Below are 15731 nucleotides of genomic sequence, written 5' to 3' on the forward strand. Positions count from 1 at the left end.
CCCCCGGGAGGGCGGCCGTCGTCGTCCTGGGACGGGCTCAGGGGGCAGTGCTGCTCGGGGTGGTCCACGAGCCGACCTCCACGGTCGCCCCGCCGAGGATGTCGACACCGCTCTCTCCGCCCGTGTGGGAGGTCACGGGCAGACGGACGGCGTCGGCGCCGACCACGGTCTTGACGAGGAAGCTCGTGGTCACGTCCGGGTCGTCGGCCGTGGACATGGCACCCCACCGGACCAGGGAATCGACGGTCTGGCCGGGGAGGACGACGAGCCGGACGGAGCTGCCGCCGTCCATGTACGGCTCGAGCGTGACCTCGGGTTCAGTGCCCGAGGCGCGCAGGAAGCTCAGCTCGGGGCGACCGTCCACCGCGCACGGTGCGCCCGAGTCGTTCGTCGCGCGGAGGGTCGCGAAGCGTGACCCGGCGGCGGCGTCGAACCCGACGAGCTCCGGGGTGAGGTCGGGGCCGGTGCAGGCAGGGACCCCGTCGGCCGCGGCGGCCGCGGCGTCGACCGCGTCCTGCTCGGCGAGCGCGGGGTCGGGGCCGGCCGGTTCGAGGTCGCTCACCCAGCCCGTCGGGGACGTCCCCTCGCCGTCGACCACGAACTGGATCGGGCGTCCGAGCAGCTCGGCCTGGCCCGAGGCGCGCAGCCAGGTGGCTGTGGGTGCCGGGTCGCCGTCGACGCGGACCGTCAGGAGCGGGGCGTCGTCCTCGCCCGGAGCGCCCTCCTCGATCGAGGGTCCTGCGTCGTACGAGACCTCGCTGACCTCGTCGCGCGCGGACGCCTCGGCGAGGAGCGCGACGGCGGGCAGGGGCGGGGGCGTCAGGTAGTGGCCGCCGAAGTACCGGGCGCGGGAGTCGTCGGTCGAGAGGGAGACGATCCCGTGCCCGAGGTCGTGGGCGACCTCGGCGATCGTCGGGAGGTTCTCCGGTGCGCGGACGGTCACGGCCGTGGTCGTCGCGTCGAACAGGACCGAGGTGGCCCCGGCGTCGAGCAGGCCGACGCCGGCGGCGACCGAGTACATCCCGGTGCCGTCCATCCCGACGCGCAGCGTCGCGCCGGTCCCGGGGATCTCGTCGACGACCCAGGTCTCGTGGAATCCCCGGATCCCCGCCTCGAGGAGAGCGGCGCGCGCCCTGTCCGCGGTGTCCTGCGAGGCCTCGGGGCCGGTGAAGCTCTCGAGGTCGACGGTCATGACGAGCCGCAGGACCGGGACGTCGAAGCCGGCCTCCTCCGTCTCGGTCTTCTCGATACCGACCGACTCGACGCCGTCGAGCGCACCGACCTTCTTCTCGAGGGCGGCGACGGCCTCCTCGTCGGAGAGCGGGGCGGGGGTGGTGCCGGCGTTGCCCGGGCGGTTCAGGGCCCAGAGCGCCAGGGCGACCAGGACGACGAAGAGCCCGGCCACCACCAGGTAGACAGGCTGGGTCCGGGGGCTCTGCGGCGTCTCGGTCACCTCGCGAGGGTAGCGGCTCCCGAGCGGTGCCCGCCGCGACCCATCCGCCGGCCCGTCGGCGACGAACCACAGATGCCTCGGTCGTCGCGGGAGGCCACGTGCCGCGGGTGGTCCGCCGGTGCGCCGCGTCGGCTGGCCTGGGGCAGACTGGGCGGGTGCCACCTGTGAGGACGAGCGAGCCCGACGCTCTCGATGCCGCGCTCGCCGCGTGCGCCGGGGGCGACCCGGACGCGTTCGCGCCGGTGTACGACGCGTTGGCCCCGGCCGTGTTCGGCACGGCTCTGGGCGTGCTGCGCGACAACGACCATGCGGCCGAGGTGACCCAGGAGGTGATGATCGAGGTGTGGCAGACGGCGGTGCGCTTCGACGCCTCACGAGGTTCGGCGCGCACGTGGGTGGTCACGATGGCTCGACGGCGCGCGGTGGACCGGGTGCGGTCCGAGCAGTCCCGCCGGGTCCGGGACCAGAAGGACGTCGACGGACGTCTCGCGGGGGGCGGGCACGACGTCGTGGCGGAGGAGGTCGAGCACCTCCTCGAGTCCGCCGCGGTGAGGCAGTGCCTGGGGAGCCTGACGCAGACCCAGCGCGACGCCGTCGTGCGTGCGTACTTCGGTGGGCTGACGTACCGGGAGGTGGCCGTGGAGCTCGGCGCAGCCGTGCCGACCGTGAAGTCGAGGATCCGCGACGGGCTCCTGCGCCTGCGTGACTGCCTGGGGGTGAACCGTGGCTGACGACACCGGTCTCCCGCCCGGCGGCGCCCAGGGCTCGGGCGGGTCGGACGCGCAGGACGGCCCGGGTGGGCCGGACGCGTCTCGGGACCTGCTCGCGGCCTACGCGCTCGACGCGATCGACGACCTGGACCGCCGCCTGGTCGAGCGGTTGCTGGCCGCCGACCCCGAGGCTCGTCGTGAGCTCGACGAGCACCGCGCGGTGGTCGCGGCGTTCACGGTGGATTCGGCGCCGCCCGCGGCGTTGCGTGAACGCGTGCTCGGGAGCATCGCCACCGTGCCGCAGGTCGCCGAGACCCCCCGCAGCGCGGACGCGGCCGGCGCGTCCGGCGGCGTACGCCCGGGAACGGCGCGGCGCCCGCGGAGGCGGTGGGCCGTCGTCGCGGTGGCCGCGGCGGCGGTCGTGGCGGTCGCGGTCCCGACGACGCTCGCGGTCCAGGCTCGGCAGGAACAGGTCCGGCTCCAGACGCAGGCCGACGCGCTCGCCTCGATGCTGGCCGACCCGTCGGCCGAGATCGTCCGCGGGGAGATGGTGGGGGGCGGGGACGCGAGCGCGCTCGTCTCGGGGGACCGTGTCCTCTTCTCCGTCACGGACCTGCCGCAGGCGGGCTCGGCGGAGGACTATCAGCTCTGGCTCGTCGAGGGCGAGGAGATGGTCTCTGCAGGGGTCTTCGACGCACGTGACGGGTCGGCGGCCCTCCTCGTCGAGGCGGCGGGGAGCGCGGGGGTCGCGGTGACCCTCGAGCCTGCGGGCGGTTCTCCGCAGCCGACGAGCGACCCGCTCGTCGTGCTCGAGACCTGATACTCGACACCGGGTATCGATTCCTCAGAAAGCGGGTGCAAAATACCCGCGCTCGGGTAATTCCTTGGTCCGATTCCGGATATATGCCAGGGTTTGTCAATTTCTGGGTATTGGTGATGCAATACGACACGTTCCCACCTGTGTCGTCGTGCGAAGGCGCTCCGACATCACCCCGGAAGGAATCCACCACCCGTGAAGAAGCTCCTGGCGAGCGGCGCTGCCGCGCTGCTCGCGCTCGGCGGACTGGTCGCCACCGCGGCCCCTGCCTCCGCACACACCCCCCGCGTCACCGCGGACTGCTCCGGCCTCGAGGTCGACCTGAAGGCCTACTCGGACAACGCCAACTCCGTCGTCGTGAAGGTCGACGGGGAGACGGTCAAGAAGGACACCTTCAAGCGGTCGTACTCCACGTCCTACACGTTCCCCGACACCTCGGTCGGCCACTCGTGGGAGGTCGTCGTCAAGGCCTCGGACGGCCGGCGGTACGACTTCAGCGACGACGGCAGGACCGAGGCCTGCACCGGCACCTCGACGCCGAAGCCCGGCAAGGAGGTCGGCCTCTACGTCTACAAGAAGAACGACCTTGCGAAGCCCGCCTCCTGGGCGAACTCGGGGCCGCAGACCCTCGTCGACCACAAGCCGGGGACCGAGTGGTACACCACGTTCCCGACCGTCCTGCCGACGGAGGTCTGCGGCGAGGGCTGGGCCGTCCAGCAGGACAGGGTCAGGCAGGACGGCACGTTCGCCTGGCCCGGGACCATCACCCCGCCGACGTCGGCCCTGGGCGGGGTCCTGATCGACTCGAAGCACCATGACCTGAGCGACCTGACCGAGGTGCCGGCGTGCGACCAGGAGACGACCCCGCCGCGCCCGTCGAAGCCCGCTCCGGAGACGCCGCTGACTCCCGTGACCCCGGTCGTGCCGACCGTCGGTGACGTGTGCACCGCCGAGGGCCAGGACGTCGACCTCCCGACGGACACCGACGAGGTCACCTACGAGCGCTCGGGCGACACCGTGGTGGCACGCCCGGCCGCCGGACGCACGCTGGCCGCCGTCGAGGGCTACGTCCTTGCCGAGGACGGCTCGTCCGCGACGTTCACGATCGACCGGACCGCGGCCGACTGCGCCCTGGTCCCGGGCGAGATCGGAGCGGTCTGCGAGGCCGACACCCCCTACCTCGGCTACGAGGTCTTCCTGCCCGAGGGCTACGTCGCGGACAGCGACCGCCCGTTGAGCATCACCTTCCTCAACCCCGGTGAGGGCGAGGACTACACGGTCGATGGGCTGCCGCTCGACGGCACGCTCCTGTGGCCCGGCGCCTCGGCGAGCGAGCCGCTCTCGTGGCCCGGCTGGGAGCGCCAGGCCGACGGCACCTACACCGAGACCGAGGGCAACTACGCGTGGACCAGGTCGGGCGTCGAGGTCCTGTTCGAGGTCAACCCGGGCTGGTCGACGACCGTCAGCTACCCCGAGGCCACGGAGGCCTGCGCGAACCCGCGCGTCCTGGCCGCGACCGGTCCGCTGGAGGGTCCTGCGACCCCGGTGAGCGCAGAGAAGCCGTCCGGCCCGTCGCTCGCGGCCACCGGGGCGACCGTCGGCGGGGCCGCCTTCCTGGCGCTGCTGCTCGTCGGTGGCGGCGCGGGCATCATCTGGGCACGTCGTCGGGCGAACGCCTGAGCCGCTGAGGTGAGCCGAGCCCACCGTTGACAGGTGGGCACGAAGAGGAGCCGGCCGCTCCGGGCAACCCGTCCGGTGCGGCCGGCTCCTCGCTCGTCGTCCCCGTGGGCGGCCCCGCGGACCGCTGAGGGCCGACCGCCGCGGCACGGGGACAACCGCGGCGGCCGGCGTCGGGGGTCACATGGTCGGCATGAGGACCGTGTCGACGAGGTAGACCGTGGCGTTCTGCGTCATGACGCCGCCGCAGATCACCTTGGCGTCGTTGACCATGAGGTCGTCGCCCGAGCCCGTGACGGTCACGGTCCCGCCCTCGACGGTCTCGTGCTCGCCGACGACCTGGTCCGGGGTGAGCTGGCCGGGCACCACGTGGTAGGTGAGGATCGTGGTCAGCGTGTCGGAGTCGGTCTTGAGGCTCTCGATGGTCGCCGGGTCGATCTTGGCGAACGCGTCGTCGACCGGCGCGAACACCGTGAACTCGCCGCCGTTGAGCGTGTCGACCAGGTTCACGTCGGGGTTGAGCTGCCCGCTCACCGCGGCGGTGAGGGTCGTGAGCAGCGGGTTGTTGGACGCGGCGACGGCGACCGGGTCGGTCGACATGCCGGTCACGGAGCCTGCGCCGTCGGGGACCTGCTCGGCGTAGGCCGCACAGCCGGGGCCGACGAGGTTCGCCACGGGGTCGACCTCGGGGGTCATGGCCTCCTGCGACATGTCGTCGGACGGCGTCGTCATCTCCGACGCGTTCGACGAGTCGCTCCCGGAGCCGGAGTCCGGGTCGGAGCTGCAGGCGGTCAGGCCCAGGATCGCCAGGGCGGCGACGCCGGCCACGGCGTACGAACGGGTTCGAACGTTCATCGGTCTCTCCTCGTTGTCGTCGTCCCGCCAGGTGCGGGGCGTCTCGCAAGAGGTTCGGAGCCGGGGGCGAGGTGGATGGGTCGGACTTCCGGCGAGCGGCACGACCCATCCGTGCGCGCCGTCGTGCCGAACCCCGGCCATGGAAACCCTCGTGCTCATCGGCCTGATCGGTGGCCTCATCACCGGCATCTCGCCGTGCATCCTCCCGATGCTCCCCGTGATCTTCTTCGCGGGCGGCGTCCAGGGGGCCCGCGGCACCGCGGCCGCTGCGCCCTCGCTCGTCGCCGACGGCGCAGCGCCCGCCGCGGACCGGTCGCCCTCGGCGGGAGCCGGGTCGGGCGCCTCGACCGCCTCGCTGTTCGTCGGCGTCCCCGGCGCGGTCCAGGTCGGTGCGCGCGGCCAGGTCGTCACGGCGGTCCGCCCGGCCGGCGACGCGGCGCCGGGTGGCACGTCCGACCCGACCACGGCGGACGGTGCGCCGCCCGCGGGAGGTGAGCGGCGCCGTCGGGCGGGGAAGGGCGGCGACGGCGACGGCAGCCGCCGGGGCCCGCGCCGCTCGTGGCGGCCCTACCTCGTGATCGCCGGGCTCGTCGTGAGCTTCAGCGTGTTCACGCTGCTCGGGTCGCTGCTCCTCGGGGCGCTCGGGCTCCCGCAGGACCTGCTGCGCTGGGTGGGGCTGACGCTGCTCGCGGTCATCGGCGTGGGCATGATCGTCCCCCGGTTCGAGGAGGTGCTCGAGCGGCCGTTCCAGAAGATCGCGGCACTGGGTTCGCGTCGCGGGGCGCGCAGCCAGGACCGCGGGGCGTTCGTGCTGGGCCTGGGCCTCGGGGTCCTGTACGTCCCGTGCGCGGGGCCGGTCCTCGCGGCGATCACGGTCGCGGGCGCGACGGGGAACATCGGGCCGGAGACGGTCGCGCTCACGGTGTCGTTCGCGGTCGGAGCCGCGGTCCCGCTGCTGGTCTTCGCGCTCGCGGGACGTCGGGTGGCCGAGCGGGTCAAGGCCTTCCAGCGTCACACGCGCGGGATCCGCGTGGCCGGTGGCGTGGTCATGATCGCGCTCGCCGTCGGGCTCGCGTTCAACCTTCCCGCCTACCTCCAGCGCGCGCTGCCCGACTACACGGGCAGCCTCCAGGAGCGCGTCGACGCGTCCGGGGCGGTGCGCGAGGCGCTCGACCTCGGCGGGATCGTCACGGACGAGAACCGTGAGCTGTCGAACTGCTCGAACGGTGCGCCCGAGCTCGAGGACTGCGGGCCCGCCCCCGCGCTGCGCGGGATCGACACGTGGTTCAACACTCCTGGCGACCAACCGCTCGCGCTCGACGACCTGCGGGGCAAGGTCGTCCTCGTCGACTTCTGGGCCTACTCCTGCATCAACTGCCAGCGCGCGATCCCCCACGTCGACGCCTGGTACGAGCAGTACAAGGACGTGGGCGAGGGCTTCGAGGTCATCGGCGTGCACACGCCCGAGTTCGCGTTCGAGCGGGAGACGCGCAACGTCGTCGCGGGCGCCGAGGACCTCGGCGTCACGTACCCGGTCGCGCAGGACAACTCCTACGCGACGTGGACCGCGTACCGGAACCGGTACTGGCCCGCGCAGTACCTGGTCGACGCCGACGGGACCGTGCGGCACATCCGGTTCGGCGAGGGCGGGTACGAGGACACCGAGGGGCTGATCCGCGAGCTCCTCGCGGACGCGAACCCGGGCGTGAGCCTGCCGGGAGCGACCTCCGTCGAGGACGGCACCCCCGACGGGTCGACGACCCCCGAGACCTATCTCTCGGTGGGCAAGGTGGGCAACTACGCGGGCGAGCCGCGCTACGCCGCGGGCGAGCAGGGCTTCACGCTCGCCGACGAGCAGGCTCCCGACACGTTCTCGCTGGGCGGGACGTGGGACGTCGACTTCCAGGGCGCCACCGCGGTGTCCGACGGCGCCCGCGTACGCCTGGCGTACCGCGGCACCGACGTGTTCAGCGTCCTGGGCGGGGAAGGAACCGTCACCGCGACGGTGCGGGACGCGGCGGGGAAGGTCGTCGAACGGCGCGAGATCGCCGTCTCGGGGAACCCGACGCTCTACCCCGTGCTGGAGGGGAACGCGCCGAGCGAGGGGACCGTCGAGCTCGACGTGCCCGCCGGGATGCAGGTCTTCACGTTCACGTTCGGGTAAGGGGGCGGCGAGGAGCGCGGACTGAGACCGCGCGTTCCACCTGACGACCCTCGGCGCGACCTTAGATGGAAGGGGGGGATCATGAGAGGGTGCTGAGCCTCTCCGAGAACCTGACCGAGCAGTCCCGTGCAGCTCGCACCAAGGTCGAGGGCGCCCGACACCCGTGGCGCTACCTCGTGGCCGCGATGCTCGCGGGCGCCTACATCGGCGTCGGGGTGGTCCTCATGGTCGCAACCGCCGGCCCGTTCCTCGCGGCAGGAGCCCCGGCCGAGAGGCTCGTCGCCGGCGGCGTGTTCTCGGTCGCGCTGACCCTCGTCGTCTTCGCGGGGGCCGAGCTCAGCACCTCGGCCATGATGATCCTGACCCAGGGAGCGGTGACCCGGACGATCCCGGTGCGCTCCGCCGTCGGGACGCTGCTGTTCTGCTTCGGCGGGAACCTGGTCGGGTCCATGCTCTTCGGCTGGATGGTCGTGCAGTCCGGCATCCTGCACACCAACGCCGCTGCGGGCGAGATGATCGCGTCGATGCTCGCGGGCAAGGGGCACGAGTCCGGCACCCAGCTCTTCTTCCGCGGCGTCCTGTGCAACATCCTGGTCTGCGCCGCGATCTGGGCGTGCGGGCGTCTCCGCTCCGAGGCGGGCAAGGCGATCGTCATCTTCTGGGCGATCTTCGCGTTCATCTCCTCGGGGTTCGAGCACGTCGTCGCGAACATGACGACGTTCAGCATCGGGCTCTTCAGCCCCGGGGCGCTCACGAACTGGGGCGAGTTCGGGCGCAACATGCTGTTCGTCGGGCTGGGCAACGTGGTGGGCGGGGCCGTCGTGGTCGGGCTCGGCTACGCGGCCGTGTCGGGGCGGCGCCGGGCCGTCGCGAGCGACGCCGACGACGTCGAGGACCTGATGAACGGGCCCCTCGTGGAGCTCGAGACTGCGGCCGTCCAGGCCAGGGCCGTCGAGCGCTAGTCTCGTCAGATGGACTGTCCGTCGGGTGGTTTTCGGCGGAATTCCGGGGTTTGTTCGCCAGGAAAGTCCGGAAAAGATGCACACATGGGGCGGATCCGGTAACGGATTCTCCGTGAGGTGTCGGAATTCACTGCCGTCCATGGCATGATCCCCGATCATGGGCATCAGGACGGTGGTGGATCTCACGCAGGTCGAGGAACCTGCCTGGCCCACGCTCGCGCGGATGTTCCAGCGGCCGGGCGTCGAGGTCCTCGCGCCCCCCGAGTGGGCCCCCGAGGTCCTGTACCGCCTCCAGATCACGACCCGCTCGACCTTGGGAGCGCTTGCGCTCCACACCGGGGGAGTGCTGGTCGACCACGGCTGGCTGCGGCTCCTCGGCGGCGGCGCCTACGGCCTGCCCGACCTCGCCACGATCAACGGGCTCGGCGACCCGGCCGAGGGCAGCGTCGCGCCGCAGCGACTCGTGGTCGCGTTCGACGTGCTCGGCGGGACGTTCGCGGTCAACGGCGGCGGGCTTCCCGGGCCGCTGGGCGACGTGCACTACTTCGCGCCCGACACGCTCGAGTGGCACTGCCTGGGGTTCGGGCAGGGAGCGTTCACCGAGTGGGCGGTCAGCGGCGGGCTCGGCGAGTACGTCGCGGACCTGCGGTGGCCGGGCTGGGAGCGGGACGTCGAGGCGCTGCCGCCGGACATGGGGCTGAGCGTCTACCCTCCGCTGTGGTCGGGGCAGGGCGCGGGGTCGTGGGTCGAGCGACGAGCCGTGCTGCTCGAGGGCCTCGCGGTCTGGCACCACGAGCTCGCCGAACGGATGCGGCCGCTCGATGACGACGTCCCCCTGGGCACGCCCTCGGCCGACGGCTGCTAGTCACCCCGGGCGGCGGAGAAGGTCGACGCGGTCAGAGAGGGGAGGGCCTCCTTCCACCGGGCGGGCTGTGGACGTGTGGACGCAACCTGAAGCAGAGTTGTATACAAGTACGCAGAGGGTGTGGCACGATGACCGCATGGTCAGCGCCCCGACGACGTCGTCCCCGCCCCGCGACGAGCCACTCGCCGTCGTCCGCCGCCAGTCCGGGGCCCGCGCGGTCTACGACCTCCTGCGTCAGCGCATCATCGACGGCACGCTCGAGGCCGACGCCCGGCTCACCGAACCCGTCCTCTCGGCCCAGCTCGGCGTGAGCCGCACCCCCGTCCGCGAAGCCCTGCGCCTCCTGCAGGCCGAAGCCCTCGTGGTCGAGCAGCCGACCGGGGGGGTGCGCGTCGCGCCCCTCGCGGTCACCGACCTGCACCGCGTGTACGACGTCCGGGCCCGCCTGGAAGGACTGCTCGCCCGGGACGCGTGCGAACGTGCGCGGCCTGCCGACGTCGCCCGTCTCTCCCGCCTCGTCGACCTCATGGACGCCGTGCGCGACCACGAGGACGAGGTCCTGCGCATCGGCGCCCAGTTCCACGGCCAGATCGCGACCCTCGCCGACAACCGGTGGTGCTCCGAGCTGCTGCGTCAGATCCGCGGGCACGTCGACCGCTACCGTTCGCTGTCCGCGCGCGAGCGCGTCGGGACCACCGACCACGTCGACGAGCACCGTGAGGTCGCGTCCGCCATCGCGAGCGGCGACCCGGACGCGGCCGAACGCGCCATGCGCGAGCACATCGAACGCAGCGGCGCCATGGCCGCCAGGGCCCTCGGCGAGCAGGTGAGCCCGCCGCCCGGCTGACCACGCTGCGCACCTGGCCCCACGCCGACCGCGACCGGCCACCACGGCCCACGCGACGCCGTCGGGCAGGGAGCACGACCGACGCACCCCGACGCACCGCACCAGACCACCGGAGGCACCGATGCCCACGACCCACCACCTGCGGACCCACCGCTCCGCGGAGAACCTCGCCCGCAAAGACCAGCTCGCCTGGAAGCTCGCCGAGCTCGCGACCGACCCGGTCGAGGTGCCGGACGAGGTCGTCGACATGATCGTCAACCGCGTGATCGACAACGCGGCCGTCGCGGCAGCGAGCCTCACGCGCGCCCCCGCCGTCGCTGCCCGCGGGCAGGCCCTCGCGCACCCGTACGAGCCGGGTGCGACGGTCTTCGGGACGCCGCTCACGACCCGTACGAGCCCCGAGTGGGCAGCCTGGGCCAACGGTGTCGCGGTCCGCGAGCTCGACTACCACGACACGTTCCTCGCGGCCGAGTACTCGCACCCGGGGGACAACATCCCACCGATCCTCGCGGTCGCCCAGCACGCGGGCTGCGACGGGGCGGCGCTCGTGCGCGGCATCGCGACGGGCTACGAGATCCAGGTGGACCTGGTGCGTGCCATCAGCCTGCACGCGCACAAGATCGACCACGTCGCGCACCTCGGCCCGTCGGCCGCGGCCGGGATCGGGACCCTGCTCGGGCTCGACACGACCACGATCTTCCAGGCGATCGGCCAGGCCCTGCACACCACGACCGCGACGCGGCAGTCCCGCAAGGGACAGATCTCGACGTGGAAGGCGTACGCGCCCGCCCTCGCAGGCAAGGTCGCGGTCGAGGCCGTGGACCGCGCGATGCGCGGGCAGACGTCGCCCGAGCCGATCTACGAGGGTGAGGACGGCGTGATCGCGTGGCTGCTGGACGGCCCCGAGGGACGCTACGACGTCGTGCTGCCGTCGCCCGGTGAACCCAAGACCGCGATCCTCGACACCTACACCAAGGAGCACTCGGCGGAGTACCAGTCGCAGGCGCTCATCGACCTGGCGCGCGCGCTGCACGCCGAGCACCCGTGGCTCGCGGACCCGGACAACATCGCGAACATCGTGATCCACACGAGCCACCACACGCACTACGTGATCGGCTCGGGCGCGAACGACCCGCAGAAGTACGACCCGACCGCCTCGCGCGAGACGCTCGACCACTCCATCCCGTACATCTTCGCGGTCGCGCTCCAGGACGGCGGGTGGCACCACGTCGACTCCTACACACCCGAGCGCGCGGGCCGCGCCGACACGGTCGCGCTGTGGGGCAAGGTCACCACGGCCGAGGACCCCGGGTGGACGCGTCGCTACCACTCGGTCGACCCGGCCGAGAAGGCGTTCGGCGGTCGCGTCGAGATCGAGCTGGCCGACGGCGGGCGGATCGTCCGCGAGATCGCCGTCGCCGACGCGCACCCGCTCGGCGCGCGCCCCTTCGCCCGGGCACAGTACGTCGCCAAGTTCAGGCTGCTCGCCGAGGGCGTGCTCGAGCCCGCCGAGATCGAGCGCTTCCTCGACCTCGCGCAGCGGCTCCCGTCGCTCACGCCCGCCGAGGTGCGCGAGCTCTCGATCGTCGCGCGGCCCGGGCTGCTGGACACGGTCCCGGTGCCCACGGGCATCTTCGAGCTGGGCCGCCTCGACGCCACGGACGCAGGGGGTCCCGGCGAGGCCGGCCCCGGCGAGGGCGCCGCGGGCTGGACCATGCACGAGGCGACCGACGACCCCACCGGCTCGACCACCGCAGGAGGCAACTGATGCTGTACTCGCACGTGACGCCGTCGGACAAGCGGGCGGCGCTGCGCGCCCGGCTCGCGGCCGGCGAGCTGCTCCAGCTCCCCGGCGCGTTCAACCCGCTCTCCGCGCGCCTCGTCGAGGACAAGGGCTTCGACGGCGTGTACATCTCGGGGGCCGTGATCTCGGCGGACCTGGGCCTGCCGGACATCGGCCTCACGACGCTCACCGAGGTCGCGACCCGTTCCGGGCAGATCGCGCGCATGACGAACCTGCCCGCGCTCGTGGACGCCGACACCGGCTTCGGCGAACCCATGAACGTCGCGCGCACCGTCCAGACGCTCGAGGACGCGGGCGTCGCGGGCTGCCACATCGAGGACCAGGTCAACCCCAAGCGGTGCGGCCACCTCGACGGCAAGGCGACCGTCGACCTCGAGACCGCCACCAAGCGGATCCGTGCCGCGGTCGACGCCCGGCGCGACCCGAACTTCCTGGTCATGGCCCGCACCGACGTGCGCGCGAGCCTGGACGGCGCCGCGGGGCTGGCGACCGCGATCGACCGCGCCAAGGCGCTCGTCGACGCGGGCGCCGACGCGATCTTCCCCGAGGCCATGCGCGACCTCGCCGAGTTCGAGGCCGTGGCCGCTGCCGTCGACGTGCCCGTGCTCGCCAACATGACCGAGTTCGGCAAGTCCGAGCTGTTCACCCGCGACCAGCTCGCGGCGGCCGGCGTGCAGATCGTCATCTACCCCGTGACCCTCCTGCGTAGCGCGATGGGGGCTGCGGAGCGCACGCTGGACATGATCCGGGAGACCGGCACGCAGGACGGGGTGGTCGGTGAGATGCAGACCCGCGCGCGGCTGTACGAGCTGGTGGACTACGCCGGCTACAACCACTTCGACACCGAGATCTTCACCTACCGGCCGTAGGGCGCCCAGGACTGCCGCAGCACGACCCCGCATCACGAAGGAGTGAGCACATGACCACCAGCACCCCCAGCGTCGGGACGCCCGCGACCACCCCGGGAGCCGCGGCCCCGGCCGCGTCCCCCGAGATCCGCAAGGGCCTCGCGGGCGTCGTCGTCGACACGACGTCGGTCTCCAAGGTCAACCCCGACACGAACTCGCTGCTCTACCGGGGCTACCCCGTGCAGGAGCTCGCAGCGCGCAAGAGCTTCGAGGAGGTCGTCTACCTGCTGTGGCACGGCGAGCTGCCCACGCCCGAGCAGCTCGCCGAGCAGACCGCCGTCGAGCGCGCCCACCGTGCGCTGCCGGGCGCCGTGCGCAACGCGATCCTCGAGCTCCCCACGACCTGCCACCCCATGGACGTGTGCCGCACCGCGGTGTCGGTCCTCGGCGCGCACGACCCGACCGCCGAGGACTCGTCCCCCGAGGCCGAGCACGCCAAGGCGCTGCGCCTGTGGGCGATGCTGCCCGCCGTCGTCGCCCTCGACCAGCGCCGACGCCGCGGCCAGCAGATCGTCGACCCCGACGAGGACCTGGGCTACGCCGAGAACTTCCTCCACATGACCTTCGGCGAGGTGCCCGACGAGTGCGTCGTACGGGCTTTCGAGGTGTCGATGATCCTGTACGCCGAGCACTCGTTCAACGCCTCGACCTTCACGGCCCGCGTCATCACCTCGACGCTGTCCGACCTGCACTCGGCCGTCACGGGCGCGATCGGCGCCCTCAAGGGAGCCCTGCACGGCGGCGCGAACGAGGCCGTCATGGCGACCTTCGCCGAGATCGGGACGGCCGACCGGGCCGCCGCCTGGCTCGACGAGGCGCTGGCCGACAAGCGCAAGATCATGGGCTTCGGCCACCGCGTCTACAAGCACGGCGACTCCCGCGTCCCGACCATGAAGACGACGCTCGACGACCTCGTCGCGCACCTCGGGACCGACGAGGCGACCGCGCTCGACGCGCTCTACGACGCGCTCGAGGCGGCGATGACCGAGCGCAAGGGCATCCTGCCGAACCTCGACTACCCGACCGGCCCCGCCTACCACCTCATGGGCTTCGACACCCCCACGTTCACGCCCCTGTTCGTCGCGGCGCGCGTCGTGGGCTGGACCGCGCACGTCGTCGAGCAGCGGTCCGCGAACGCCCTCATCCGGCCGCTCAGCCAGTACGTCGGGCAGGCGGAGCGGGAGGTGCCGTAGGGGCGGTGCGGGGCCGACCCTTACCGGTCCCGGGGTCTCGCCGGGCCGGTCAGGCGCGGAACGCCGCCAGGGCGTCCCGGTCGACCGGCCCGGCGGACCGGACGACCTCCTCGACGCGCTCCATCTGCTCCCAGACGTTGACCGTCATGCCGGCCTGCACCCGGTCGCCCGCCACCCAGAACGCGACGAGCTCGTGGTCCTCGAGGGACCCGCTCACGACCACCTCGGTCCCGGCCGGGTCCTCGACGAACCCCAGGTACTCCATGCCCACGTCGTACTGGTCGGAGAAGAAGTAGGGCAGCTTGTCGTAGGGCTCGCGCGAGCCCAGCATGGCGCGCGCCGCGTGCGGCCCGGTCTCCAGGGCCACGGCCCAGTGCTCGACCCGCAGGGGGCGGCCGTAGCGCAGCGAGGGGACGCTCGCGATGTCTCCCGCCGCCCACACGTCCGGGGCAGACGTCCGTAGGGTCGCGTCGACGGCCAGGCCACCGCCCAGGCTCGCGTCGCGCAGGTCGATCCCCGCGGCCTCCGCGAAGCCGACGTTGGGCGTGACGCCCACGCCGACCACGACGACGTCGGCGGCCACGTGCGTCCCGTCCGCGACGTCGAGCCCTGTGACCCGCCCCTCGCTGCCCGTGATCCCCACGACCTGGGCGTTGCGGTGCAGGTGCACGTCGTGGTCCGCGTGGACCTTGCCGTACATCTCGCCCAGCAGCGGGCCCAGCACGCGCCCGAGGGGGTGCACGCCGCGCCCGACGACCGTCACGTCCAGGCCGAGGCTGCGCGCCGAGGCCGCGACCTCCATCCCGATCCACCCGTCACCCACGACGGCGAGCCGTCCCGCGCCCTCGCGGGCCGAGGCCTCGAGCGTCGCGGCGAGCAGGTCGGCGTGCTCGATCGTGCGCAGGTAGTGCACGCCCTGGAGATCGGCGCCGGGCACCGCGAACGAACGCGGCGTCGAGCCGGTCGCGAGGAGCAGGCGCGCGTAGGGCAGCGACGTCCCGTCGATCAGCGTGAGGGAGTGCGCGTCGACGTCGATCCCCGCGGCCCGTGTCGCGATCCGCAGGTCGACGTGGTGGTCGGCGTACCACTCCTCCGACAGGGGGAACAGGACGTCGCGCTCGGCCTCGCCGCGCAGGTAGTCCTTCGAGAGCGGCGGACGTTCGTAAGGCCGGTGCGGCTCGCTCGAGACGACCACGAGGTCGCCGTCGTACCCCTCGGTCCGCAGGGACTCGGCGGCCTTCGCGGCCGCCAGGCCGCCTCCGACGATGACGATCGGCTCCTCTGCCATGACGACGACCTCCGACGCTGGGGGTGCAGGACCCTCATCGTGACACCGGAAGGGGGGACCCGCATAGGGCGGTCGCAGGCGAGGGAACGACGTCGTCACCCTCGTGCGCTGCGGTCGCCCTCGACGGGCGGGGACGTCACCGTCGGCAGGCGCAGCGGGGGCGGGAACGACGAAGGCCCGGAGTCCAG

Annotated in this window: 12 protein-coding genes and 1 pseudogene; 10 read left to right on the plus strand and 3 right to left on the minus strand. The window is 72.8% G+C overall.

The genetic code is table 11. The features are described from left to right. Window positions 1–37: 37 nt before the first annotated feature. On the minus strand, window positions 38–1453 hold the full coding sequence (locus ACFRCR_RS09110) for a DUF4232 domain-containing protein (protein ID WP_377676930.1): 1416 nt from the start codon (window positions 1451–1453) through the stop codon (window positions 38–40). Between the two features lie 155 nt (window positions 1454–1608). Here ACFRCR_RS09110 and sigK point away from each other — a divergent pair, with 155 nt between their 5' ends. The 3 genes from sigK (at window position 1609) to ACFRCR_RS09125 (ending at window position 4660) form a co-directional block, all read left to right on the plus strand. Further along, the gene (gene sigK / locus ACFRCR_RS09115) at window positions 1609–2184 is read left to right on the plus strand and encodes an ECF RNA polymerase sigma factor SigK (RefSeq protein ID WP_191796348.1); all 576 of its coding nucleotides are present in this window, start codon (window positions 1609–1611) and stop codon (window positions 2182–2184) included. Further along, complete coding sequence (locus tag ACFRCR_RS09120; protein WP_377676932.1) at window positions 2177–2983, plus strand: anti-sigma factor domain-containing protein; 807 nt, start codon at window positions 2177–2179, stop codon at window positions 2981–2983. Before sigK ends, ACFRCR_RS09120 begins: the two co-directional genes overlap by 8 nt. A gap of 192 nt (window positions 2984–3175) precedes the next feature. Beyond that, a complete protein-coding gene (locus tag ACFRCR_RS09125) occupies window positions 3176–4660 on the plus strand; it encodes a hypothetical protein (protein WP_377676933.1) in 1485 nt (494 codons plus the stop codon). A 177-nt stretch (window positions 4661–4837) separates the two neighbouring features. On the opposite strand, the gene ACFRCR_RS09130 is transcribed toward ACFRCR_RS09125, so the two are convergent. Then, window positions 4838–5512, minus strand: coding sequence for a fasciclin domain-containing protein (locus tag ACFRCR_RS09130; RefSeq protein WP_377676935.1), 675 nt, complete (start codon window positions 5510–5512; stop codon window positions 4838–4840). A gap of 139 nt (window positions 5513–5651) precedes the next feature. Between ACFRCR_RS09130 and ACFRCR_RS09135 the strand changes: the two genes are divergently transcribed. From ACFRCR_RS09135 to ACFRCR_RS09165, 7 genes and pseudogenes are all read left to right on the plus strand, one after another. Next, the gene (locus tag ACFRCR_RS09135) at window positions 5652–7676 is read left to right on the plus strand and encodes a cytochrome c biogenesis protein CcdA (RefSeq protein ID WP_377676936.1); all 2025 of its coding nucleotides are present in this window, start codon (window positions 5652–5654) and stop codon (window positions 7674–7676) included. 89 nt (window positions 7677–7765) lie between these two features. Further along, window positions 7766–8638 carry a formate/nitrite transporter family protein gene (locus ACFRCR_RS09140; protein WP_377676938.1) on the plus strand — a complete coding sequence of 291 codons (873 nt, stop codon included), beginning with the start codon at window positions 7766–7768 and terminating at the stop codon, window positions 8636–8638. A gap of 157 nt (window positions 8639–8795) precedes the next feature. Beyond that, the gene (locus ACFRCR_RS09145; RefSeq protein WP_377676939.1) at window positions 8796–9503 is read left to right on the plus strand and encodes a DUF2625 family protein; all 708 of its coding nucleotides are present in this window, start codon (window positions 8796–8798) and stop codon (window positions 9501–9503) included. 136 nt (window positions 9504–9639) lie between these two features. Then, the gene (locus ACFRCR_RS09150; RefSeq protein ID WP_377676940.1) at window positions 9640–10350 is read left to right on the plus strand and encodes a GntR family transcriptional regulator; all 711 of its coding nucleotides are present in this window, start codon (window positions 9640–9642) and stop codon (window positions 10348–10350) included. A gap of 121 nt (window positions 10351–10471) precedes the next feature. Continuing rightward, window positions 10472–11986: pseudogene (locus tag ACFRCR_RS09155) on the plus strand (MmgE/PrpD family protein); the annotation flags it as partial. Between the two features lie 131 nt (window positions 11987–12117). Further along, on the plus strand, window positions 12118–13023 hold the full coding sequence (gene prpB / locus ACFRCR_RS09160; protein ID WP_377676942.1) for a methylisocitrate lyase: 906 nt from the start codon (window positions 12118–12120) through the stop codon (window positions 13021–13023). Between the two features lie 50 nt (window positions 13024–13073). After that, complete coding sequence (locus ACFRCR_RS09165) at window positions 13074–14255, plus strand: bifunctional 2-methylcitrate synthase/citrate synthase (protein ID WP_377676944.1); 1182 nt, start codon at window positions 13074–13076, stop codon at window positions 14253–14255. 49 nt (window positions 14256–14304) lie between these two features. Here the strand turns inward: ACFRCR_RS09165 and ACFRCR_RS09170 are convergent, their stop codons facing one another. Further along, the gene (locus ACFRCR_RS09170; RefSeq protein WP_377676945.1) at window positions 14305–15543 is read right to left on the minus strand and encodes an NAD(P)/FAD-dependent oxidoreductase; all 1239 of its coding nucleotides are present in this window, start codon (window positions 15541–15543) and stop codon (window positions 14305–14307) included. Window positions 15544–15731 lie beyond the last annotated feature (188 nt).

It is taken from the genome of Oerskovia sp. NPDC056781 (genome assembly GCF_042789955.1).
Taxonomy (GTDB): Bacteria; Actinomycetota; Actinomycetes; order Actinomycetales; family Cellulomonadaceae; genus Oerskovia; species Oerskovia rustica.

Coding starts and splice junctions, on each gene's coding strand:
- ACFRCR_RS09130 (WP_377676935.1), bottom strand. CDS start 5,512: ATGAACGTTCGAACCCGTTCGTACGCCGTGGCCGGCGTCGCCGCCCTG.
- ACFRCR_RS09135 (WP_377676936.1), top strand. CDS start 5,652: ATGGAAACCCTCGTGCTCATCGGCCTGATCGGTGGCCTCATCACCGGC.
- ACFRCR_RS09150 (WP_377676940.1), top strand. CDS start 9,640: ATGGTCAGCGCCCCGACGACGTCGTCCCCGCCCCGCGACGAGCCACTC.
- ACFRCR_RS09165 (WP_377676944.1), top strand. CDS start 13,074: ATGACCACCAGCACCCCCAGCGTCGGGACGCCCGCGACCACCCCGGGA.
- prpB (WP_377676942.1), top strand. CDS start 12,118: ATGCTGTACTCGCACGTGACGCCGTCGGACAAGCGGGCGGCGCTGCGC.
- ACFRCR_RS09170 (WP_377676945.1), bottom strand. CDS start 15,543: ATGGCAGAGGAGCCGATCGTCATCGTCGGAGGCGGCCTGGCGGCCGCG.
- ACFRCR_RS09145 (WP_377676939.1), top strand. CDS start 8,796: ATGGGCATCAGGACGGTGGTGGATCTCACGCAGGTCGAGGAACCTGCC.